We start from the raw sequence: 20,958 nt of genomic DNA, 5'->3' as shown, positions 1-20,958 counted from the left end.
AGGGGCATTCGCCCCTTTCGCCGGGGCCGAACGTGCAAGATCAACGAGGCGGCGAGGCGGCCGGGCAGGGCTACAACGGCTCCACGCCCGGGGGGAGGGCGGCGGTGGCGGTGGCGTCGTGGACGTACTCCAGGAGGATGCGGCGCAGCTCGCGCCCGGCGTGGGTGGGCACCACGTCGCGGCGGCGGGCCACCGCGATGGTCCGGCGGACGCCGGGCGGCACAAGCCGGGTGACCCGGATGCCGGCGCGGCGGGCCACCACGATGCCCGGCACCAGCGCGACGCCGAGCCCGGCCTCGACGAAGCTGAGCACGGCGTCCATCTCCCCGCCGTCGACGGACAGGGTCGGCTCGAACCCGGCCGCCCGGCACGCCTGCAGCGTGGCGTCGCGCAGGTCGTAGCCCTCGCGGAACATGACCAGCGGCTGGTCGCGCAGGTCGGTGATGCGCAGCTCCCCGGCTTCCGAGGCGCCGGGCAGCGGGTCGACCGAGGCGACCACCAGGCTCTCCCGCAGGATCGGGTCGGCGCGCAGCCCCGGGTCGGTGCCGGCCGACGGCATGATGATCAGGGCGAGGTCGAGGTCGCCGCGGAGCAGGTCGCGGACGAGGTCCTGCGAGCCGCCCTCCTCCACGCGCAGGTCGATCGTGGGGTGCGCGTCGCGGAACCGGCGCAGCACCGGCGGGGCGAGCGAGGTGGCCAGGCTGGGCGTGGCGCCGAGCCGGACCCGCCCCCGGCGCAGCCCCACCAGCTCCTGCACCTCGCGGGTGGCGGTCTCCACGTCGGCGAGGATCCGCTTGGCCAACGGCAGCAGCACCTCACCTGCCGCGGTCAGGGTGATGTTGCCCCTTACCCGCTCGAACAGCGGGGCCCCCAGGTCGGCCTCCAGGGCGTGAATTTGCTTACTCAACGAGGGCTGGGTTATGCCGACAAGATCGGCTGCCTGGGTGAAATGTCGTACTTCGGCGACCGCTACGAAGTACCGAAGCTGATGGAGCTGCATCTACATAGCTTACGGCTATCAACGCTGCGATTTCGATGCATTGGACGCCTGATCGAAGTGCTCCTAGCGTCGACCGCGTGGTAATCACGAAAACTCGGTCGCCCATCCGCTCGAACGTCGGCCTCAAGGCCGTCATGGCGGTGACGGGCATCATCCTCGTGCTGTTCCTGATCGCGCACATGCTCGGCAACCTGAAGATCTTCACGGGTGAGACGTCGTTCGACCACTACGCGCACTGGCTGCGGGACATCGGCACGCCGCTGCTGCCGACGACGTGGTTCCTGTGGATCCAGCGCACCGTGCTCACCGTCGCCGTCCTCGGGCACATCGGCGCGGCCACCGTGCTCGCGATGCGATCCCGGGCCGCCCGCCCGGTCCGGTACGCGCACCGTCGCAAGATCCACGTGAACTACGCGGCCCGCACGATGCGCTGGGGTGGTGTGATCATCCTGCTCTTCGTGATCTACCACATCCTCGACCTGACCACGGGTCACCTGAACCCGCAGGGCGACCCGTCGAACCCGTACGGCAACGTGGTCGCGGACTTCGCGCCGGAGCGCTGGTACGTCACGCTCTTCTACACCCTCGCGCTGGTGGCCCTCGGCTTCCACCTGCGCCACGGCGCCTTCAGCGCGTTCCGCAGTCTCGGCCAGCAGACGCCGAAGGGCGAGCGCCGGGCCCGGATCGCCGCGCTCGTCTTCGCCGTCGCGCTCGTCGGCGGCTACCTGCTGGTTCCGTTCGCCGTGATCACCGGATTGGTGTCCTGACATGGATCTGTACCGCGAAGGCGACCCGATCGCCGACACCCGGGCCCCGGACGGCCCGATCGAGACGCGGTGGGAGCGCCACCGCTTCGAGATGAAGCTGGTCAACCCGGCCAACCGCCGCAAGATGACGGTGATCGTGGTCGGCACCGGCCTGGCCGGCGGCTCCGCCGCCGCCACGCTGGCCGAGCAGGGCTACCAGGTGCGGTCCTACTGCTACCAGGACAGCCCGCGCCGGGCCCACTCGATCGCCGCGCAGGGCGGCATCAACGCCGCCAAGAACTACCGCAACGACGGCGACTCGGTGCACCGCCTCTTCTACGACACGGTCAAGGGTGGCGACTTCCGCTCCCGCGAGTCGAACGTGCACCGGCTGGCCGAGGTGTCGGTGAACATCATCGACCAGTGCGTGGCGCAGGGCGTGCCGTTCGCCCGCGAGTACGGCGGCCTGCTCGACACCCGTTCCTTCGGCGGCGCGCAGGTGCAGCGCACCTTCTACGCCCGGGGCCAGACGGGTCAGCAGCTTCTGCTCGGCGCGTACCAGGCCCTGGAGCGGCAGATCGGCCTGGGCAACGTGGAGATGAACGCCCGCCACGAGATGCTCGAGCTGGTGATCGTCGACGGCCGGGCGCGCGGCATCGTGGTCCGCGACATGGTCACCGGCGAGATCAGCACCGAGATGGCCGACGCGGTCGTGCTCGCCACCGGCGGGTACGGCAACGTCTTCTACCTCTCCACCAACGCCAAGGGCTGCAACGTCACCGCCTCCTGGCGGGCGCACCGCAAGGGCGCGTACTTCGCGAACCCCTGCTACACGCAGATCCACCCGACCTGCATCCCGGTCTCCGGCGACCACCAGTCGAAGCTGACCCTGATGAGCGAGTCGCTGCGCAACGACGGCCGGGTGTGGGTGCCCAAGGCCAAGGGTGACCAGCGCAGCCCGCGGGAGATCCCCGAGGACGAGCGGGACTACTACCTGGAGCGGATCTACCCGTCCTTCGGCAACCTGGTCCCCCGCGACATCGCCTCCCGGGCCGCGAAGAACGTGTGCGACGAGGGACGCGGCGTCGGCCCGACCGGCCTCGGCGTCTACCTGGACTTCGCCGACGCGATCAACCGGCTGGGCCGCAAGGCCATCGAGGCCAAGTACGGCAACCTCTTCGAGATGTACGAGCGGATCACCGGCGAGGACCCGTACGAGGTGCCGATGCGGATCTACCCCGCCGTGCACTACACGATGGGCGGCCTCTGGGTCGACTACGACCTGCAGTCGAGCATCCCCGGCCTGTTCGTGATCGGTGAGGCCAACTTCTCCGACCACGGCGCGAACCGGCTCGGCGCCTCGGCGCTGATGCAGGGTCTGGCCGACGGCTACTTCGTGCTGCCGAACACGCTCGCCAACTACCTGGCCTCCGGCCCGCTGGACAAGGTCGACGCCAGCCACCCCGAGGCGGTCGCGGCGCGGACCGACGTCGAGGACCGGATCAAGCGGCTGCTGGCGATCAACGGCGACCGCACCGTGGACTCGTTCCACCGCGAGCTGGGCCAGATCATGTGGGAGCACTGCGGCATGGAGCGCTCCGAGGCCGGGTTGCGCAAGGCGATCGACGAGATCCGCGCGCTGCGCGAGCAGTTCTGGCAGCGGGTGCGCGTGCCGGGTGACGGCGAGGGCCTCAACCAGTCGCTGGAGAAGGCCGGCCGGGTCGCCGACTTCTTCGAACTGGCCGAGCTGATGTGCATCGACGCCCTGCACCGCGAGGAGTCCTGCGGCGGCCACTTCCGGGCCGAGCACCAGACGCCCGACGGCGAGGCGCAGCGCGACGACGACCGGTTCGCCTACGTGGCGGCCTGGGAGTTCACCGGCACCGGCGAGCCCGTGCTGCACAAGGAAGACCTGACCTTCGAATACGTCCACCCCACGCAGCGGAGCTACAAGTGAACCTGACCCTGCGCATCTGGCGCCAGACCGGCCCCGAGGACAAGGGTCGGATGGTGACCTACCCGGTGCAGGACGTGTCCCCGGACATGTCCTTCCTGGAGATGCTCGACGTACTCAACGAGCGGCTCATCCTCGACGGCGAGGAGCCGGTCGCGTTCGACCACGACTGCCGCGAGGGCATCTGCGGCATGTGCAGCCTCATGATCAACGGTGAGGCGCACGGCCCGCAGCGCGGCACCACCGCCTGCCAGCTGCACATGCGGCAGTTCTCCGACGGCGACACGATCGACATCGAGCCGTGGCGGGCCCGCGCCTTCCCGGTCGTCAAGGACCTGGTGGTCAACCGCAACGCGTTCGACCAGATCATCGCCGCCGGCGGCTACGTCACCGCGCCGACCGGCAGCGCCCCGGAGGCGCACTCGGTGCCGGTGCCGAAGGCCGACGCGGACGCGGCGTTCGAGTCGGCTGCGTGCATCGGCTGCGGCGCCTGCGTGGCGGCCTGCCCGAACGGCTCCGGCATGCTGTTCACCGCCGCGAAGATCACCCAGCTCTCGCTGCTGCCGCAGGGCCAGCCGGAGCGCTACACCCGGGTGATCGGCATGGTGGACGCGCACGACGAGGCCGGCTTCGGCGGCTGCACCAACATCGGCGAGTGCGCGGCGGCCTGCCCGAAGGGCATCCCGCTGAACACCATCGGCCGCCTCAACCGGGACTACCTCAAGGCGACCGCCAAGCGCTCCGGTTCCTGACCGGACACCGCACCACAGACGCGACCGCCGCGTCCCGCATCCGGGACGCGGCGGTCGCGCTTGTCCAGGGGTACGCCCCGGCGATTGGTACGGTGAAGCGCCAACCGCGTCACCGTCTCTCCCGGGAGGGCACCCATGGCCCGGACCGCTCCCCCGCAGGCGTCCTCCCCCGAGGCGGTTCACGACGAACCGGCCGACCGGCCCGAGTCGCTGCTGGAACGCGCCTTCACCGAGGCGTTGCACAGCGCCGACGACAGCGACGAGGTGGCGACCCGGATCCTCGACGCGGCCTACGAGCAGTTCTGCCGGATGGGCATCCGCCGCTCCACGATGGAGGACGTGGCCCGGCGGGCGGGCGTCTCCCGGATCACCGCGTACCGCCGGTTCGCCACCAAGGACCGGCTGGTCGAGCAGGTGGTCCGCCGCGAGTTCCGCCGCTACTTCGACCGGTTCCTGGTCGACATCCAGCAGGCGGCCACCGTGGGCGACCGGGTGGTGCTGGGCTTCGTCAGCGCGCTGGACGCGATCCGTCGCAACCCGCTGATCGGCGGGCTGATGAGCGTCGAACCGGACGTGCTCATCCCCTCGATGATCAGCGACGGGGGGCGCACGCTGGCCACCGTGCAGCGGTTCGTCGCCGGGCAGCTGCGCCGCGAACAGCGCGCCGGCACCATCGCCGCCACAGTCGACGTGGAGGTGGTGGCCGAGCTGATGACCCGGCTGTCCTGCTCCTTCCTGCTCACCCCGAGCCACGTCATCGACCTGGACGACGCCGACGAGCTGCGGACCATGGCCCGCCGCTTCCTCGTACCCATGCTGGAGCCCGGCTCACAGGCCGAGTGACCGGCCGATCACCTCCTTCATGATCTCGGTGGTGCCGCCGTAGATGGTCTGGACGCGGGCGTCCAGATAGGCGCGGGCCACCGGGTACTCACGCATGTAGCCGTAGCCGCCGTGCAGCTGGAGGCACCGGTCGACGACGCGCTGCTGCAACTCGGTGCACCACCACTTCGCCATCGCCGCCGTCTCCGCGCCCAGATCCGGCGCGACCAGGCAGTTGTCCACGAAGACCCGGCCCAGGCGCAGCTCGGTGGCGAGTTCGGCGAGCACGAACCGGTTGTGCTGGAAACTGCCGATGGGACGGCCGAACGCCTGGCGCTGCCTGCAGTAGTCGAGCGTCTGCGCGAACACCGTCTCGGCCCCGGCGAGCGCCGCGACGGCTATCGACAGCCGCTCCAGCGGCAGGTTGCGCATCAGGTGGGCGAAGCCCTCGCCCTCCGTGCCGAGCAGGTTGGCCGCCGGTACGCGGACGTCGGAGAAGAACAGCTCGGCGGTGTCCTGCGCCTTCTGACCGAGCTTGTCGAGGTTGCGGCCACGCTCGAACCCCGGCATGCCGCGCTCGGCCACGAGCAGGCTGATCCCCCGCCGCCCGGCACCGGGATCGGTACGGGCCACCACGATCACCAGGTCGGCCAGGATGCCGTTGCTGATGAACGTCTTCTGCCCGTTGAGGACCCAGTCGTCGCCGTCGCGTACCGCTGTGGTGGTGATGCCCGCCAGGTCGCTGCCCGCGCCCGGCTCGGACATGGCGATGGCGGTGATGATCTCGCCGGAGCAGAAGCCGGGCAGCCAGCGCTGCTTCTGCTCCTCGGTGGTCAGGTCGGTCAGGTACGGGCCGATGATGTCGTTGTGCAGGCCGAACGCGGGCCCGCTCGCACCGGCCCGGGCGAGTTCCTCGGTCAGGACGGCGTGGAAGCGCCGGTCGGTGACCCCGGCGCCGCCGTACCGTTCGTCGACGAAGAAGCCGAGCAGCCCGGCGGCGCCGGCGGCCCGCCACACGCCGCGGTCGACGATGCCGTCGGCCTCCCAGCGCTCGTGGTGCGGGGTGATCTCCTTGTCGATGAAGGCGCGCACCAGTTCGGCGAACGCCAGGTGGTCGGCGGTGAAGATCGCGCGGTCCATGTGTGTCGGCTCCTCCCCTGCGCTACCGGGCCATGTCCGCGACGGCGGCGACGAGGCGCCGGGGGTCCTCGCCCAGCGGCGCGACGTTGAGGATCGTCACGCCCGCGTCGCGGTACTCCTGGACCCGGTCCCGCACGTAGCTCTCCGGTCCGATCAGGCTGGTGCGTTCCAGCAGTTCCGCCGGCACCGCGGCGGCGGCCTCGGCCTTGCGGCCGGCCAGGTAGAGGTCCTGGATGCGGTCGGCCTCGGCTTCGTAGCCGTAGCGGCACAGCAGGTCGTGGTAGAAGTTGCGGCCCTTCGCGCCCATCCCGCCCACGTACAGGGCGATCAGCGGCCGGGCGAGGTCGCGCAGCCCGGTCACGTCCGGGCCGATCGCCAGCGGCCCACCGGCCACCACCTCCAGCGGCCCGAGGTCAGCCGGCCGTTTCGCCCGGCCGGCCGCCAGTGCGGCACCCCAGACGTCGCCCGCGCGCCGCGGGTCGTAGAGGAACGGCAGCCACCCGTCGGCGATCTCGGCGGTCATCCGGACGTTCCGGTCCCCGAGGCTCGCCACGTGGATCGGGATGCGGTCGCGGACCGGGTGGGTGAGGATCTTCAGCGGCTTGCCCAGCCCGGTGCCCTCGCCGGGCGGCAGCGGCAGCGGGTAGAGGCCGTCGTTCGTCAGCGTCTCGCGCCGCCACACCCGTCGGCAGATGTCGATCACCTCGCGGGTGCGGGCCAGCGGCCGGTCGTACGCGACGCCGTGCCATCCCTCGATCACCTGCGGTCCGGACGCGCCCAGACCGAGGATGGCCCGGCCGCCGGAGATCGCGTCCAGGCCCGCCGCGGTCTGTGCCAGCAGAGCCGGGGTACGCGAGAAGATCGGCAGGATCGCGGAGCCGATGTGCACGCGGCTCGTTCGGGCGGCGAGGTAACCCATCACCGTGGGCGCGTCGAAGCCGTACGCCTCGGACACCCAGACCACGTCCAGGCCGTCCTGTTCCCAGACGGCGACCTCGTCGGCGCCGCTTCGGGGGTCGGCGGCGTACGCCAGTGTCGTCCCGATACGCATCAGTGCGCTGCTCCCTGCTTCCGGCCGACGACGCCGTCGTCCAGCCACCGCGGTAGGTGTTCGCCCAGGCCCCAGTCGGTGAGGACGGGCTCGGTGTCCGCGCCGGGCGCGGGCGGCGGGCCGCCGACCCGGCCGGGTGTCCCGGACAGGCGGGGTGCCACGGCCGGCTGCCGGACGCCGAAGTGCTCCTCGTACGTGCCGCGCGCGGCCAGGTGCGGGTGGCCCGGCGCCTCGGTGAGCGACAGCACCGGCGCGACGCAGGCGTCGGTGCCGTCGAACACCGCCGTCCACTCGGCGCGGGTACGGCCGGCGAACACCTCGGCGAAGCGGGCGCGCAGCACCGGCCATCCGGCCACGTCGTGCTGTGCCGGCAGGTCCGCTTCGGCCAGCCCGAGCAGCCGCAGCAGTTCGGCGTAGAACTGCGGTTCCAGCGCGCCCACTGCCATGTGCCCGCCGTCGGCGGTGCCGTACACGTCGTAGAACGGCGCACCGCCGTCGAGCAGGTTGCGGCCCCGCTCGGGTCGCCAGGTGCCCTGCGCGAGCATCCCGGCGAACGGGGTGGTGAGGTGGGCCGCGCCGTCCACGATGGCGGCGTCGACGACCTGCCCACGGCCGGAGGCGGCGGCGACGTGCAGCGCGGCCAGGATGCCGACGACCAGGTAGAGCGAGCCGCCGCCGAAGTCGCCGACCAGGTTGAGCGGGATCTGCGGCGGGCCGCCGGCGCGGCCGATCGGGTGCAGCGCCCCGGCTACGGCGATGTAGCCGATGTCGTGGCCGGCGGCGCGGGCCAGCGGCCCGTCCTGTCCCCACCCGGTCATCCGCCCGTAGACCAGGCCCGGGTTGCGGGCCAGCGCGGCCTGCGGGCCGACGCCGAGCCGCTCGGCCACGCCGGGACGCCAGCCCTCGATCAGGATCGCGGCCCGGCCGGCCAGCGCGAGGACCACCTCGGCGCCGTCGGGGTGCTTCAGGTCCACCACGATCGAGCGCTTGCCCCGGTTGAGCAGGTTGCGCCCGGGGTCGCCGGCCGGGAGCGCGCCGGGTTCCGGCCGGTCCACCCGGACCACGTCGGCGCCGAGGTCGGCGAGCAGCATGGCGGCGAACGGGCCGGGCCCGATGCCGGCCAGTTCCACGACCCGGACGCCGTCCAGCGGGCCGCTCACGCGCCGCCCCGGGGGGCGAAGCGGGGTGCGCGGCCCTCGGCCCGGCTGAGCAGGGCCTCACCGAAGTCGGCACCGGCCAGGGACTCGACCATGAGCCGGATCGCGTCGGCGGCGGCCTCGGCCGCACCTGTCTCCAGGCCCGACCACACCTGCCGCCGGATCACCGCCATGGACGCCGGTGAGCAGTGCTGCGCCAGGGCCGCGGCATAGGCTTGTGCCTCGGCCAGCACCTCGTCGCGCGGGAGCACGCGTTGCACAAGTCCGATCCGGAGCGCCTCCACCGCGTCGACCTTGCGGCCGGACACCAGCAGGTCCAGCGCGGCGCCGACGCCGATCAGCCGGGGCAGCAGCCAGGCGCTGCCGTACTCGGCGACGAGGCCGAGCCGGCTGAACGAGGTGGACAGGCGTGCCTCCGCCGCCATGAACCGCACGTCGGCGTAGAGCGCGTGGACCAGGCCGAGGCCCGCCGCGCCGCCGTTCACCGCCGCGACGATCGGGGTGCCGAGCGTCAGCGGCAGGTGCGGCGGGAAGCCGAACTCGCCCGCGAGCAGGTCACGGTTGCGCTCGTCGAGCAGCGCGGCGAGCGCCTCCGGGTCGGCACCGGAGCAGAACCAGTCACCGGAGCCGGTGACCACTACCGCCCGGATCTCCGGGTCGGCGTCGGCCGCCACCAGGGCCGCGTAGTAGTCGCGGAACATCTCCAGCGACATCGCGTTGCGCCGGTCGGGCCGGTCGAACCAGATGGTGCGGACGCCGTCGGCGGTGGCGGCCCGCAAGCCGGCGCCCATCGTGACATTTGACATTTGATACCCTTAACTGGTGGCGGACCGCGGCAGGATCCAGAACGTCTCTCAGCCCCAGCTCTCCGAGACCGTGGCGAGCCTGCTGCGCGACCGGATCATGTCCGGTCAACTGCGCCCCGGCGAACGCATCCGGCTCGAGGAGGTCGCCCAGGAGACCGGACTGAGCATCACGCCGGTACGCGAGGCGCTGCTGATGCTGCGCGCGGAGGACATGGTCGAGCTGCAACCGCGCCGCGGGCACGTGGTGGCGCCGCTGTCGAGGCAGGACATCATCGACGTGTTCAGCCTCCAGGGCCACATCGCCGGTGAGCTGGCCGCCCGGGTCGCCGTCAGCATCACCCCGGAGCAGCTCGACGACCTGCGGCAGCAGCACGAGCGGCTGCGCCGCGCCGCCCAGGCCCGGCAGGTCAGCCGGGTCGAGCAGCTCGAATACGAGTTCCACCGCCGGATCAACCGGCTCGCCGACGCGCGCAAGCTGTCCTGGCTGCTGCGCACCGTCACCCGCTACACGCCGTCGCGGTTCTACGCCGCCGACGCGGAGTGGCGGGCCGGCATGGTCGCCGATCACGAGGCGCTGCTCGACGCGCTCGCGGCGGGCGACCCGGAGGCGGTCCGGCCGGTCATGGCCCGGCACTTCACCGACGGCGCGGAGCGGCTGGTCAAGCACCTCGACGGCCTGGGCGTGTGGAACGAGTGAGTCACCGGCGGCCATGACGCCACGCGAACATCGCCAGCGAGCGCTTCATCGCGACGGCGGACGGCTGAAGCGTCATCACCTCGATCAGCGGGCGGAACCGCTGCCACGTCACCGATCGCGCCCGGGCGAACTCGCGCAGGCCGTCCGCGCCGTGGACCCGCCCGAACCCCGAGTCGCCCACGCCGCCGAAGGGCAGTGACGGCACGCCCGCGTACCCCAGCACCGAGTTGACCGACACCGCGCCGGCCCGCAACCGCCCGGCGAGCGCCAGGCCACGACGGCGGTCGCGGGTGAAGATCGAGCCGGAGAGCCCGTAGCTGGTCGCGTTCGTGCGGCGTACCGCCTCGTCGGCGTCGGCGACCGGGTTGACCACGAGCACCGGGCCGAACGTCTCCTCGGTGACGGCGGTGCTGTCCTCGGGCACGTCGGTCAGCACGACCGGCTCCACGAACGGCGGCCGGACCGAAGCCGCGTCACCGACCACCGCCCGGCCGCCCCGGTCGAGCGCGTCGGTGACGTGGCGCCGGACGACCTCGGGCTGGGTGGGCGTGGTCATCGGCCCGTACGGCGCGTCCGGCTCGGCACCCGGCCGGACCTGCCGCGCCAGCTCGGTCAGCGTGGCCAGGAACGGCTCGTAGACGGACCGTTCGACGTAGACGCGCTCGACGCCGGCGCAGGTCTGCCCGGCGTTGCCGAGTCCGCCGAAGACCGCCGCCTGCGCCGCCGCGTCGAGGTCGGCGTCGGCGGTGACGATCAGGGCGTCCTTGCCGCCGCCCTCGATCACCACCGGGGTCAGGCTCTCGGCGCAGGCGGCCATGACGGCGCGCCCGGTCGCTGCCGAGCCGGTGAACGCGATCTTGTCGACCGAGGCGCGGCACAGCGCGGCGCCGGTCGTGCCGTCTCCGGTGACCACCTGGAGGACCGGGTGGTCGGGAAACAGCTCGTGCCAGCGCTCGGCCAGCCACACCCCGACGCCCGGGGTGAACTCGCTGGGCTTGAACACCACCGCGTTGCCGGCGGCGAGCGCGTGCGACACCGCGCCCATCGGGGTGTAGACGGGGTAGTTCCACGGGCCGATCACGCCGACCACGCCGTACGGCACGTACTCGACGGAGGCGGCCTGGTTGAACGCGAGCAGGCCGGAGGAGACCGAGCGCCGCCTGAGCACCCGCGCGGCGTGCCGGGCCGCCCAGTCCAGGTGCTCGACGGCGAGCATCACCTCGAGCTGGGCCCCGGCGAGGCTCTTGCCGGTCTCGCTCCGGACGATGCCGGCGAGTTCCTCGATGCCGCCGGCGACCGCCGCCTTGTACGCCAGCAGATGGCGGCGGCGCTGCCTGGCGTCCAGACCGGCCCACCAGCCGGCCGCCTCGCGGGCCCGCGTCACGGCGGCGCGCACGGCGGCGTCGTCGGCGAGGTCGTAGTCGGCGCGGTGCTCACCTGTCACCGGGTCGACGACGCTCAGCCGGCGAGGGTGCTCCACGAGGGACGTCATCGGGCAGCCTCCTGACATTTGATATTCGATAGTCTAGCCTTGCTGTCAATCCCTGCTGACGCGCTGGAGGTACCGCGGTGGAGTGGAGCGACGAGCAACGATCCCTGGTCGAGGCGGTGCGGGACTTCTGCCGCCGCGAGGTGGGCACCCGCGAGCAGCGGCAGAACCTCACGAACGGCGGCCGGGAACCGCACAGCCCGGAGCTGTACCGGAAGATGGCCGACCTCGGCTGGCTGGGGCTGTCGCTGCCAGAGGAGTTCGACGGCGGCGGCGCCGGCATGACGGAGCTGTGCCTGTTCCTGGAGGAGACGGCCCGCGCGATGGCTCCGATCGGCGGCTTCACCACGTCGATCATCGTGGCCGCCACCTACCAGCGGTTCGGCACGCCGGCGCAGAAGAAGCTGATCCTGTCCGGGGTGGCCCGCGGCGTCATCGAGGCGGTCGCGATGTCCGAGCCCGAGGCCGGCTCGGACGTGGCGAACCTGAGCTGCCGCGCCGAGCGCACCGACGACGGATACGTCGTCAACGGCCAGAAGACGTGGTGCTCGAACGCCCACCTGGCCGAGCACATCCTGCTGGTCGCCCGCACCGCCGGCCGGGCCGGCGACCACCACGGATTGACCATGTTCCTGGTCCCCGCCTCGGCGCCCGGCCTGACCGTCTCCGGCATCGACACCATGGGCGGCCGGGAGGTGAACGACCTCTACTTCACCGACTGCGTGCTGCCCGCCGACGCCGTGGTCGGCGAGGTCGACAACGGCTGGCGGCAACTGATGGCCGGGCTCAACATGGAACGGCTCATCCTCGCCAGCGTCATGCTCGGCACCGCGCAACGGGCGTTCGACGACGTCGTGGAGTACGTGAAGAACCGGCGGCAGTTCCGCCGGCCGATCGGATCGTTCCAGGTGCTCCGGCACCGACTGGCCGACCTGGCCACCGAGATCGAGTGCGCCCGGCTGCTCGTCTACGACACCGCCGCGAAGGCCGACAAGGCGCCCGACACGGTGCTGCCCCGGGAGAGTTCGATGGCGAAGCTCAAGGCCACCGAGACCGCCCGCCGGGTCGCCCTGGACGCGATGCAGATGATGGGCGGCTACGGCTACACCACCGAGTTCGACATGGAGCGCCTGGTCCGCTCGTCGATCGTGTCCACCGTCTACGGCGGCGCCAGCGAGATCCAGCGCGAGATCATCGCCAAGACGTACGGCCTGTCCGAACAGATGTCCTGACACGAAGTGGCCCGGCCGGTGAGGGGCATACCCACCGGCCGGGCCGCGTCGTCGTCTACTCGAACCGCTCGCCCCGCTCGGCCATGGCGACCAGCAGCGGCGGCGGGTCGAACCGCTCGCCGTAGCGCTCGGCCAGCACCCGGGCACGGGCCACGAAGCCCGGCAGCCCGCCGTCGTACTGGTTGACGTACTGCAGGACGCCGCCGGTCCAGCTCGGATAGCCGATGCCCAGGATCGAGCCGACGTTGGCGTCGGCCACCGAGGTCAGCACACCCTCGTCCAGGCACCGCACCGACTCGATCGCCTCGATGAAGAGCATCCGCTCCTTGAGGTCCTCGAAGGGCGTGTCCAGGTTCGTGCCGCCGAACTGCTCCCGCAGGCCCGGCCAGAGCCCGGCCCGCTTGCCGTCGCGGTAGTCGTAGAAGCCGGCGCCGCCGGAGCGTCCGGTCCGGCCGCACTCGTCGATCATCCGGTCGATCACCGCGTCGGCGGCGTGCGGCTGCCAGGTGCCCCCGGCGGCCACTGTCGCGGCGGCCGTCTCCAGGCGGATCTTCCGGGGCAGGGTGAGGGTCAGCTCGTCCATCAGCGCGAGGACCGGTGCGGGATAGCCGGCCTGGCTGCTGGCCTGCTCGATGGTCGCCGCCGGGATGCCCTCGGCCAGCATCGCCACGCCCTCGTTGGTGAACGTGCCGATGACCCGGCTGGTGAAGAAGCCCCGGCTGTCGTTGACGACGATCGGCGTCTTGCGCAGCTGACGGACGACACCCAGCGCCCGGCCCAGCGTGGCCTCGTCGGTCCGCTCCCCGCGGATCACCTCGACCAGCGGCATCTTGTCCACCGGGGAGAAGAAGTGCAGCCCGATGAACTCCTCCGGCCGGCTGACGCCCTCGGCGAGCAGCGTGATGGGCAGTGTGGAGGTGTTGGAGGCGATGAGCGCGCCCGGCGCGACCTGCTCGATCTCGGCGTACACCTTGTGCTTGAGCGCCGGGTCCTCGAAGACCGCCTCGATCGCGAGGTCGACGCCGGCCAGGTCGGCGAGGTCGCCGGTGGCGTGGATGCGGCCCAGGATCTCGTCCCGCTTCTCCGGCGTGGACCGGCCCCGGGCGACCGCCTTGTCGAGCAGGCCCGCCGAGTACGCCTTGCCGCGCGCCGCACCCTCGGCGGTGACGTCCTTGAGCACCACCCGCATGCCGGCGCGGGCGCAGACGTACGCGATGGCGGCGCCCATCATGCCCGCGCCGACGACGGCGACGCTGCGTACCGGCTGGTGGTCGCCACCGGCGGTGCGGGACCGGGCGGCCTGGAGGTCGAAGAAGAGCGCCTTGATCATGTTCTTGGCGATCTGGCCGGTGGCCAGCTCGGTGAAGTACCGCCCCTCGATCGTGAACGCGGTGTCCAGGTCGACCTGGGCGCCCTCGACGGCGGCGGCGAGGATGTTGCGCGGCGCCGGGTACGGCGCGCCCTTGAGCTGCTTGCGCAGCAGCGCGGGCATGGCCGGCAACTGCATCGCGAGTCCCGGGCTGGACGGGGTGCCGCCGGGCATCCGGTAGCCCTTGCGGTCGTACGGCTGGGTGGCGTCCGGGTTCGCGGCGACCCACTCGCGGGCGGCGGCCATCAGGGCGTCCCGGTCGGCGGCGAGTTCGTCGACCAGTCCGTGCGCGAGCGCGTCCTGCGGCCGGCGGCGCTGGCCGCGCAGCAGCCAGTCGGTCAGCGCGGCGGTGACGCCGAGCAGCCGGACGGTGCGCACCACGCCGCCGCAGCCGGGCAGCAGGCCGAGCGTGACCTCGGGAAAGCCGATCTCGATGCTCGGGTCGTCGAGCACGATGCGGTGGTGGCAGCCCAGGGCCAGCTCCAGCCCGCCGCCGAGGGCGGAGCCGTTGATCGCGGCGACGACCGGGCGGCCGAGCGTCTCCAGCCGGCGTACGGCCTGCTTGAGCGCGGCCGCGTCGGCCGCTGACGCCTCGGCGTCGGCGGGCGTGAGCCGCACCAGGGTCTCCAGGTCGCCGCCGGCGAAGAACGTCTTCTTGGCCGAGGTGACGATCACGCCGGTGATCCGGTCACGCTCGGCCTCGAGCCGGTCCACGGTGGCCGCCAGGCTCTCGCCGAACTCCGCGTTCATCACGTTCGCCGAGCGGCCGGGGTGGTCGAGGGTGAGCAGCACGATGCCGTCGTCGCCGTGCTCCCACCGGACGGTGTTTGCCATTCGTGCTCCTCAGATTCGTTCGATCACGGTCGCGATGCCCATGCCGCCGCCCGCGCAGAGCGTGGCCAGGCCGTAGCGGCCGCCGCGTCGTTCCAGTTCGTCGACGAGCGTGCCGAGGATCATGGCGCCGGTCGCGCCGAGCGGGTGGCCCATCGCGATCGCCCCGCCGTTGGCGTTGACGATGTCCGGGTTCAGGCCGAGGTCGGCGACGAACCGCAGGACCACCGCGGCGAACGCCTCGTTGATCTCGACCAGGTCGAGGTCGTCGACGCCGAGGCCGGCCTTTGCCAGCGCCTTGCGGGCGGCCGGTGCCGGGCCGGTGAGCATGATGGTGGTGTCGGCGCCGCTGAGCGCGGTGACCACGACGCGGGCGCGCGGGGTGAGACCGGCGGCGGCGCCTGCCGCCTCGCTGCCGATCGCGACGAGCGCGGCGCCGTCGACGATGCCGGAGGAGTTGCCCGCCGTGTGGACGTGCTCGATCCGCTCGACCCAGTGGTACTTCTGCAACGCGACCGCGTCGAAGCCGGCCTTCTCGCCGATCTCGGCGAACGAGGGGCGCAGTGCGCCGAGGCTCTCCGCCGTCGAGTCGGCCCGGATGTGCTCGTCCCGGTCCAGCACGGTGAGCCCGTTGCGGTCGCGGACCGGCACCACGGACCGGGCGAAGTAGCCGTTGGCCCACGCCTTCGCGGCCCGCGCCTGCGACTGGAGCGCGTACGCGTCGACCGTCTCCCGGTCGAAGCCGGCGATGGTGGCGATGAGGTCGGCGCTGATGCCCTGCGGCACGAACCCGGTGGTGAAGTTGACCTCCGGGTCCAGCGCCCACGCCCCGCCGTCGGAGCCCATCGGCACCCGGGACATCGACTCGACGCCACCGGCCAGGACGAGATCCTCCCAGCCGGAGCGCACCTTCTGCGCGGCGATGTTCACCGCCTCCAGGCCGGAGGCGCAGAAGCGGTTGAGCTGGACGCCGGCCACCGTGTCGGGCAGGCCGGCCGCGACGGCGGCGGTCCGGGCGATGTCGGCGCCCTGGTCGCCGAGCGGGGACACCACCCCGAGCACGATGTCGTCGATCAGCGCCGGATCGAGGCCGGGCATCCGCCGCAGGGTTTCCTCGATCAGGCCGGTGATCAGCGAAACCGGCTTCACCCCGTACAGCGATCCGGTCGGCTTGCCCCGCCCGCGCGGCGTGCGCAACGCGTCGTAGATGAACGCATCGGTCGTCATGCCAAGCTCCTCATTGCTCACCCGCATGCGAATTTCGCCTAACTTTTCTTGAGCCTGCTGCCGCTTGTCAAGAAGCGTCAGGCGCTGCCCGGCTTCAACCTCGGCGACGGAAACCGCCGAGGGGCGCCAGGGGACCCGCGCGAGGGGGCGCTAACGTGTAGCTGTGCGACGAGCAGCAGGCGACACCGCCCCGGCACCGGCCCGGCGGCCCAAGGACCGCAAGGCCCGGATCGCGCTCGCCGGGGCCGAGCTGTTCTGCGAGCGGGGCTACCACGGCGTCTCGGTGGACGAGATCGCCGCCGCCGTCGGCATCAGCGGGCCGGCCGTCTACCGGCACTTCCCGAACAAGTACGCGATCCTCGTGCACGCCACCCGGGAGGTCGTCGGCGCGTTGCTCGCCGCGACCGGAGAGCCGGCGGCGAGCAGCGCGGAGGGGCTGCTCGACGAACTGCTGCGCGCGCTCGCCGAGGTCGCGGTGAGCAGGCGGAGGGTGGCCGGGCTGTACCAGTGGGAGGGCCGCTACCTGACGCCCGAGCACCGGCAGGAGTTCGGCGCGTCGATGGCCACGCTCGTCGGCCGCGTCGCCGCGCCGCTGCGCGAGCTGCGCCCCGAGCTGACCGCCGCGCAGGCCGACCTGCTGGTGAACGCGGCACTGAGCGCGTTCGGCAGCGTGACCACGTACCGGACCGCCGGTGCCGACACCGAGCACCTGCTCACCCGGGTCGCCTGGACGCTGCTGCGGACCGACGCGCCCACGGTGCCGCCCTGGCGGCGTACCGCCCCGCAGGACACGCCCGCCACCGGGCCGGTGCGCCCGGTCTCGCGGCGCGAACTGCTGCTCGTCGAGGCGATGCGCCTGTTCCACAGGCACGGTTACCACGCCGTCGCGGTGGAGGACATCGGCCGCGCCGCGGGCATGCAGGCCTCCAGCGTGTACCGCTACTTCCCCGGCAAGGCCGACCTGCTCGCCGCCGCCTACTACCGGGCCACCGACCGGCTCACCGGGGCCACCACCGCGGCGATCGCCGAGGCGGCCGACCCGGCCGACGCGCTGCACCGGGTGGTACGCGCGTACGTCGACTTCGCCTTCGGTCAGAGCGATCTGATCGCGGTGTACCTGGCGGAGAACAACAACCTGCCGGACCGGGACCGCCACCAGTTGCGCGGCGCGCAGCGGCTGCACGTCGAGGAGTGGGTGGGCCTGGTCCGGGCGGTACGACCGGACCTGCCGGCCGGCGACGCCCGTGTGCTCGTGCACGCCGCGCTGAACGTGGTCACCGACGTGGGGCGGCTCGGCCGCTTCGACCGCACCGCCGGCTACGACGACCAGACCGCCCGGCTCGCGCTCGCCGTCCTGCACGCCTGACCGGCGTCACCGCGAGCGCGCGGGCGGCGTGAGGCGCTGTGGTTGACTGACACCCATGGTTCCGTGCCCGTCCGCGTCCGCCCGGACGACCCGGTGACCACCGGGCCGGCCGCGGCCACCCGGCCCCGCAACCGCAGACAGGTCATCGTCGAGTCGGCCGGGCAGGTGTTCAGCGAGCGGGGCTACCACGGCGCCTCCATGGAGGAGATCGCCGCCGCGGTCGGGATCAGCGCGCCCGCCCTGTACCGGCACTTCCCGAACAAGTACGCGTTGTTCGCCGAGTGCGCCAACGTCATGGTGGACAACCTGGTCGGGGCCGTCGACGAGTGGCCGCCGGACGCGGCGCTCGCCGACGTGCTGCTGGCCCTCACCCGGGTCACCGTCGCGCACCGCGCCTCCGGCGGCCTCTACCGGTGGGAGGCCCGCTACCTCGGCCGCACGGACCGCCACCTGCTCCGCGCGAAGTTCGGCCACGTCGTGGGCCGGGTGACCGAGATGGTACGGCGGGAGTACCCGCTGCCCGACGAGCGGCTGCGGGCGGTGGCCGCGCTCGGGGTGATCGGCTCGGTGACCATGCACCGCACCTCGATCGCCCAGCGCCGGATCGAGGATCTGGTGCTGCGGTCCGCGATGCGGGTCGTAGCCACCGATCCGACCACCGCCGCCGGGACGGCGCGGCTGGTCGAGCTGCCCGCCCAGCCGGTGCCCCGGACGCGACGCGCGGAGATCCTGGCCGCTGCCGTGCCGCTGTTCGCCCGGGACGGCTTCGCCACCGTCACCAACGCGCAGATCGCCCAGGCGGTGGGGCTCGCACCGTCCGCGATCTACCGCCACTATCCCGGCAAGGTGGACATCCTCGTGGCCGCCTGCCTCCAGGCGGCGGAACTGCTCGCGCAGGCGGTGGACCGCAGTCTCCAGCGGGCGGCCGACCCGCGGCAGGCGGTGGTCGCGCTGGCGGCGGCGTACGTGGCCTACTGCTTCGAGCACAACACCCTCAACAGCGTCGCCGAGGCGGAGGTGGCCGGCCTGCCGGACGACGTACGGCGTCCGCTCATCCTCGCCCAGCGGGAGCACATCGCGGTCTGGGAGCAGCAGTTGCGGGCGGTCCGGCCGGACCTGGACCGGCGGCAGGCCCGGCTGCTCGTGCACGCCGGGTTCGGCGTGGCGGTGGAGGCCGGGCGCGCCCTGCGCTGGCAGGACTCGCCCGGCCACCGGGACGCGGTCACCGCGCTGGTCACCGGCGCCCTGACGCTGTGAACCGGCACGGACTCAGGTGCCCGGCCGGTTGATGACCGGGATCGTGATCGGGGTGTGCGACGCGGACGAGCCGTTGTTGAGGAACAGCATCGCCAGCCCGCGGATGAACCTGTCGAACAGGCCGAACGTCTCCGGCATGAGCGGCGAGAGCCCTTCGCGGAACATCACGTACGTCGGCCAGCCGGCCTCGATCACGCCCCGGGAGATGTAGTCGCGGGGCAGCCGCAGCCAGTCGCCGATCCGGTCGGTGAGCACGTAGCGCGCGAACTCCCGCTGGAATCCCCGGGTGACGCCCAGATCCACCGAGGACGTCAGGTTCAGCAGGATGTCGGCCAGGTCGATGCCCTCGGGCGTCGGTGCGAGGAGCGGGGACAGGGCGTACCGGGACTGCTCCTCGGCGGCGGCCCAGCTGTTCGGGATGAACTCGTCGCGGACCCCGAGCAGATGCAGCGCGACCTGCCACATGTGCAGGTAGGCCTCCTCCTCCGCGGCCGACATCCGCAGTCCCCAGCGACGCCAGTCGAGCAGCTTGCGGTGCACGTACGTGCCGAGGCTGTGGAAGGTGATGAGGATGTCGCCGTTGCTGATCGGGATCGGGTGGTCGGTGACGCCGCGCCACGGCGCGGACTGCGGCAGCAGGTGCCGTACGGCCGCGTGGGTGAGCCGCGTCTTGTGCGAGGTGACCACGAAGCTGCCGGTGGCCTTGAACGCGTCGGGAGCGCTCAGGTCGTACCCGTAGGTGAAGGTCTTCGCGGCGCGCGACTTCATGTCCGCGCCGCCCTCGGACCAGTAGACGTTGCGGGCCTCGCGCGGGATCACCGTGCTCATGATCCCGCTGCCCAGGCCGTAGAGCAGGAACAGGTACATGCTCATGCGCTTGTTGAACTGGGCGGCGCGGTCCAGCTTGGCCTGGTCGGCCCAGGAGGGCAGCGTGTTGACCCGCCGCAGGTAGGTGGTGAGCGCCGGGGGCAGGCCGGCGGGCAGCGCGTCGCCGTTGCGGATCCAGGACGCGAACGCGGTGTTCACCGCCGGGATCTGACCGGCGTCCAGCATCGAGGCGACGAGCGGGTCGGTGTCGTCGTCCCAGACGTCCCACGGGTCGGTGACCGTGTCGGTCCCGGCGATCGAGCCGGACGACGACCACGCCCACGCCTTCGGGGCGTCCGCCACGGCTACCAGTCCCAGCGCGGCGCCGAGCGTCAGGACGCTTCGTCTACTGAGATTCTCCATTAGCACCACTTCCCGGTTTCGACCGGACATCACCCTGAGCACCGGCTCGTGAGGTGCGCACAAGCAGGTTTCGAGTTATCCGGGGATGTGATTTTCTATTAACATAGAGGAGCTTGACTACATCGGCAAGGGTGGACGGTGGGGGTGGTGGCGATGGCTCGTGAGGGGCGGTACCGCTGGTTGCGCCGGATCGAGACGCTCGATCCGGTCCGCGACCACCACGAGATCTACCGGCTCTCCGCCGGGTACGAGTTCCCCTTCGACTACCAGCGGGCGCTGGAGGTGGCGCTGCTGCGCACGTACTGCGTGCCGAGCATCTCCGCGCTGCTCGACGCGACAGGCGAGTTCCGGCTGCGGGCGCAGCAGCGCTACGACGACACCGCGCTGCTGATGGCCGAGCTGCTGGAGCACGGGTACGACTCGCCGCGCGGCCGGGAGGCGCTGCGGGTGGTCAACCGGGCGCACGGCCGGTACGCGATCTCGAACGACGACATGCGGTACGTGTTGTCCACGTTCGTCTACGAGCCGATCGACTGGCTGGACCGGTACGGCTGGCGCCCGCTGCACGAGCACGAGCGGCTGGCCGCGTTCCACTACTACCGCGCCGTCGGCGCGCGCATGGGCATCCGGGACGTCCCGGCGGACTTCGACGCGTTCCGCGCCTTCAAGGACGCGTACGAGCGGGAGACGTTCCGCCGCACGCCGAGCAACGAGCGGGTCGCGGCGTACACGCTGGACCTGTTCGCGTCCTGGTACCCGGCGCCGCTGCGCCCGGCCGCGCGGCTCGCGGTGCGCGCGCTGCTGCCGCCCGAGATGCGGGCCGCCTTCGGGC

General features: G+C 72.2%; 18 protein-coding genes. 9 read left to right on the top strand and 9 right to left on the bottom strand.

The genetic code is table 11. The features are described from left to right. Window positions 1–70 precede the first annotated feature (70 nt). The gene (locus tag AC2CHG_RS13090) at window positions 71–1,000 is read right to left on the bottom strand and encodes a LysR family transcriptional regulator (protein WP_402808198.1); all 930 of its coding nucleotides are present in this window, start codon (window positions 998–1,000) and stop codon (window positions 71–73) included. 83 nt (window positions 1,001–1,083) lie between these two features. Here AC2CHG_RS13090 and AC2CHG_RS13085 point away from each other — a divergent pair, with 83 nt between their 5' ends. From AC2CHG_RS13085 to AC2CHG_RS13070, 4 genes are all read left to right on the top strand, one after another. Beyond that, window positions 1,084–1,767 carry a succinate dehydrogenase cytochrome b subunit gene (locus tag AC2CHG_RS13085; RefSeq protein ID WP_262012413.1) on the top strand — a complete coding sequence of 228 codons (684 nt, stop codon included), beginning with the start codon at window positions 1,084–1,086 and terminating at the stop codon, window positions 1,765–1,767. 1 nt (window position 1,768) lies between these two features. Continuing rightward, a complete protein-coding gene (locus AC2CHG_RS13080; protein WP_262012270.1) occupies window positions 1,769–3,703 on the top strand; it encodes a fumarate reductase/succinate dehydrogenase flavoprotein subunit in 1,935 nt (644 codons plus the stop codon). Next, window positions 3,700–4,452 (top strand): succinate dehydrogenase/fumarate reductase iron-sulfur subunit, encoded by a 753-nt coding sequence (locus AC2CHG_RS13075; protein ID WP_013285329.1) that lies wholly within the window; start codon window positions 3,700–3,702, stop codon window positions 4,450–4,452. Before AC2CHG_RS13080 ends, AC2CHG_RS13075 begins: the two co-directional genes overlap by 4 nt. 135 nt (window positions 4,453–4,587) lie before the next feature. Next, window positions 4,588–5,295 carry a TetR/AcrR family transcriptional regulator gene (locus AC2CHG_RS13070; protein WP_484524825.1) on the top strand — a complete coding sequence of 236 codons (708 nt, stop codon included), beginning with the start codon at window positions 4,588–4,590 and terminating at the stop codon, window positions 5,293–5,295. On the opposite strand, the gene AC2CHG_RS13065 is transcribed toward AC2CHG_RS13070, so the two are convergent. From AC2CHG_RS13065 to AC2CHG_RS13050, 4 genes are read right to left on the bottom strand one after another with little or no spacing between them, the layout of a single operon-like run. Beyond that, window positions 5,281–6,414: an acyl-CoA dehydrogenase family protein gene (locus tag AC2CHG_RS13065; RefSeq protein WP_484524824.1), complete on the bottom strand. Its 1,134-nt coding sequence runs from the start codon at window positions 6,412–6,414 to the stop codon at window positions 5,281–5,283. The genes AC2CHG_RS13070 and AC2CHG_RS13065 overlap by 15 nt on opposite strands. A gap of 22 nt (window positions 6,415–6,436) precedes the next feature. After that, window positions 6,437–7,465 carry an LLM class F420-dependent oxidoreductase gene (locus AC2CHG_RS13060; RefSeq protein ID WP_484524823.1) on the bottom strand — a complete coding sequence of 343 codons (1,029 nt, stop codon included), beginning with the start codon at window positions 7,463–7,465 and terminating at the stop codon, window positions 6,437–6,439. After that, on the bottom strand, window positions 7,465–8,625 hold the full coding sequence (locus AC2CHG_RS13055) for a CaiB/BaiF CoA transferase family protein (RefSeq protein WP_484524822.1): 1,161 nt from the start codon (window positions 8,623–8,625) through the stop codon (window positions 7,465–7,467). The genes AC2CHG_RS13060 and AC2CHG_RS13055 overlap by 1 nt, the downstream gene beginning before the upstream one ends. Next, window positions 8,622–9,413, bottom strand: a complete 792-nt coding sequence (locus AC2CHG_RS13050; RefSeq protein ID WP_357208590.1) for an enoyl-CoA hydratase-related protein — start codon at window positions 9,411–9,413, stop codon at window positions 8,622–8,624. The genes AC2CHG_RS13055 and AC2CHG_RS13050 overlap by 4 nt, the downstream gene beginning before the upstream one ends. A gap of 31 nt (window positions 9,414–9,444) precedes the next feature. Here AC2CHG_RS13050 and AC2CHG_RS13045 point away from each other — a divergent pair, with 31 nt between their 5' ends. Beyond that, window positions 9,445–10,125 carry a GntR family transcriptional regulator gene (locus AC2CHG_RS13045; protein WP_013285323.1) on the top strand — a complete coding sequence of 227 codons (681 nt, stop codon included), beginning with the start codon at window positions 9,445–9,447 and terminating at the stop codon, window positions 10,123–10,125. A 1-nt stretch (window position 10,126) separates the two neighbouring features. Here AC2CHG_RS13045 and AC2CHG_RS13040 read toward each other — a convergent pair whose 3' ends face one another. Continuing rightward, window positions 10,127–11,617, bottom strand: coding sequence for an aldehyde dehydrogenase family protein (locus AC2CHG_RS13040; protein ID WP_484524821.1), 1,491 nt, complete (start codon window positions 11,615–11,617; stop codon window positions 10,127–10,129). A 77-nt stretch (window positions 11,618–11,694) separates the two neighbouring features. Between AC2CHG_RS13040 and AC2CHG_RS13035 the strand changes: the two genes are divergently transcribed. Next, the gene (locus AC2CHG_RS13035; RefSeq protein WP_484524820.1) at window positions 11,695–12,846 is read left to right on the top strand and encodes an acyl-CoA dehydrogenase family protein; all 1,152 of its coding nucleotides are present in this window, start codon (window positions 11,695–11,697) and stop codon (window positions 12,844–12,846) included. A 55-nt stretch (window positions 12,847–12,901) separates the two neighbouring features. Here AC2CHG_RS13035 and AC2CHG_RS13030 read toward each other — a convergent pair whose 3' ends face one another. Continuing rightward, window positions 12,902–15,049 (bottom strand): 3-hydroxyacyl-CoA dehydrogenase NAD-binding domain-containing protein, encoded by a 2,148-nt coding sequence (locus AC2CHG_RS13030; protein ID WP_484524819.1) that lies wholly within the window; start codon window positions 15,047–15,049, stop codon window positions 12,902–12,904. A 9-nt stretch (window positions 15,050–15,058) separates the two neighbouring features. Beyond that, the gene (locus tag AC2CHG_RS13025; RefSeq protein ID WP_484524818.1) at window positions 15,059–16,273 is read right to left on the bottom strand and encodes an acetyl-CoA C-acetyltransferase; all 1,215 of its coding nucleotides are present in this window, start codon (window positions 16,271–16,273) and stop codon (window positions 15,059–15,061) included. Window positions 16,274–16,436: 163 nt separating this feature from the next. Here AC2CHG_RS13025 and AC2CHG_RS13020 point away from each other — a divergent pair, with 163 nt between their 5' ends. Together AC2CHG_RS13020 and AC2CHG_RS13015 are read left to right on the top strand one after the other, a co-directional pair. Then, on the top strand, window positions 16,437–17,639 hold the full coding sequence (locus AC2CHG_RS13020) for a TetR/AcrR family transcriptional regulator (RefSeq protein ID WP_484524817.1): 1,203 nt from the start codon (window positions 16,437–16,439) through the stop codon (window positions 17,637–17,639). 63 nt (window positions 17,640–17,702) lie between these two features. After that, entirely contained in the window at window positions 17,703–18,896 is a 1,194-nt protein-coding gene (locus AC2CHG_RS13015; RefSeq protein WP_355507623.1) for a TetR/AcrR family transcriptional regulator, read from the top strand. 12 nt (window positions 18,897–18,908) lie between these two features. On the opposite strand, the gene AC2CHG_RS13010 is transcribed toward AC2CHG_RS13015, so the two are convergent. Then, window positions 18,909–20,126: an oxygenase MpaB family protein gene (locus AC2CHG_RS13010; protein WP_355507621.1), complete on the bottom strand. Its 1,218-nt coding sequence runs from the start codon at window positions 20,124–20,126 to the stop codon at window positions 18,909–18,911. A gap of 153 nt (window positions 20,127–20,279) precedes the next feature. Between AC2CHG_RS13010 and AC2CHG_RS13005 the strand changes: the two genes are divergently transcribed. Beyond that, window positions 20,280–20,958: oxygenase MpaB family protein (locus tag AC2CHG_RS13005; protein ID WP_484524816.1), on the top strand; the 679-nt coding region annotated here is incomplete at its 3' end.

The organism is Micromonospora sp. ATLC20 (assembly GCF_057196585.1).
Note: the sequence above shows the minus strand (reverse complement) of the source record. Positions and strands in the feature narration are given on the sequence as shown.

Excerpts from the sequence above, each read along its gene's own strand:
- AC2CHG_RS13080 (WP_262012270.1), top strand. The coding sequence starts at position 1,769 with ATGGATCTGTACCGCGAAGGCGACCCGATCGCCGACACCCGGGCCCCG.
- AC2CHG_RS13025 (WP_484524818.1), bottom strand. The coding sequence starts at position 16,273 with ATGACGACCGATGCGTTCATCTACGACGCGTTGCGCACGCCGCGCGGG.
- AC2CHG_RS13050 (WP_357208590.1), bottom strand. The coding sequence starts at position 9,413 with ATGGGCGCCGGCTTGCGGGCCGCCACCGCCGACGGCGTCCGCACCATC.
- AC2CHG_RS13010 (WP_355507621.1), bottom strand. The coding sequence starts at position 20,126 with ATGGAGAATCTCAGTAGACGAAGCGTCCTGACGCTCGGCGCCGCGCTG.
- AC2CHG_RS13065 (WP_484524824.1), bottom strand. The coding sequence starts at position 6,414 with ATGGACCGCGCGATCTTCACCGCCGACCACCTGGCGTTCGCCGAACTG.
- AC2CHG_RS13090 (WP_402808198.1), bottom strand. The coding sequence starts at position 1,000 with ATGCAGCTCCATCAGCTTCGGTACTTCGTAGCGGTCGCCGAAGTACGA.
- AC2CHG_RS13070 (WP_484524825.1), top strand. The coding sequence starts at position 4,588 with ATGGCCCGGACCGCTCCCCCGCAGGCGTCCTCCCCCGAGGCGGTTCAC.
- AC2CHG_RS13060 (WP_484524823.1), bottom strand. The coding sequence starts at position 7,465 with ATGCGTATCGGGACGACACTGGCGTACGCCGCCGACCCCCGAAGCGGC.
- AC2CHG_RS13040 (WP_484524821.1), bottom strand. The coding sequence starts at position 11,617 with ATGACGTCCCTCGTGGAGCACCCTCGCCGGCTGAGCGTCGTCGACCCG.
- AC2CHG_RS13030 (WP_484524819.1), bottom strand. The coding sequence starts at position 15,049 with ATGGCAAACACCGTCCGGTGGGAGCACGGCGACGACGGCATCGTGCTG.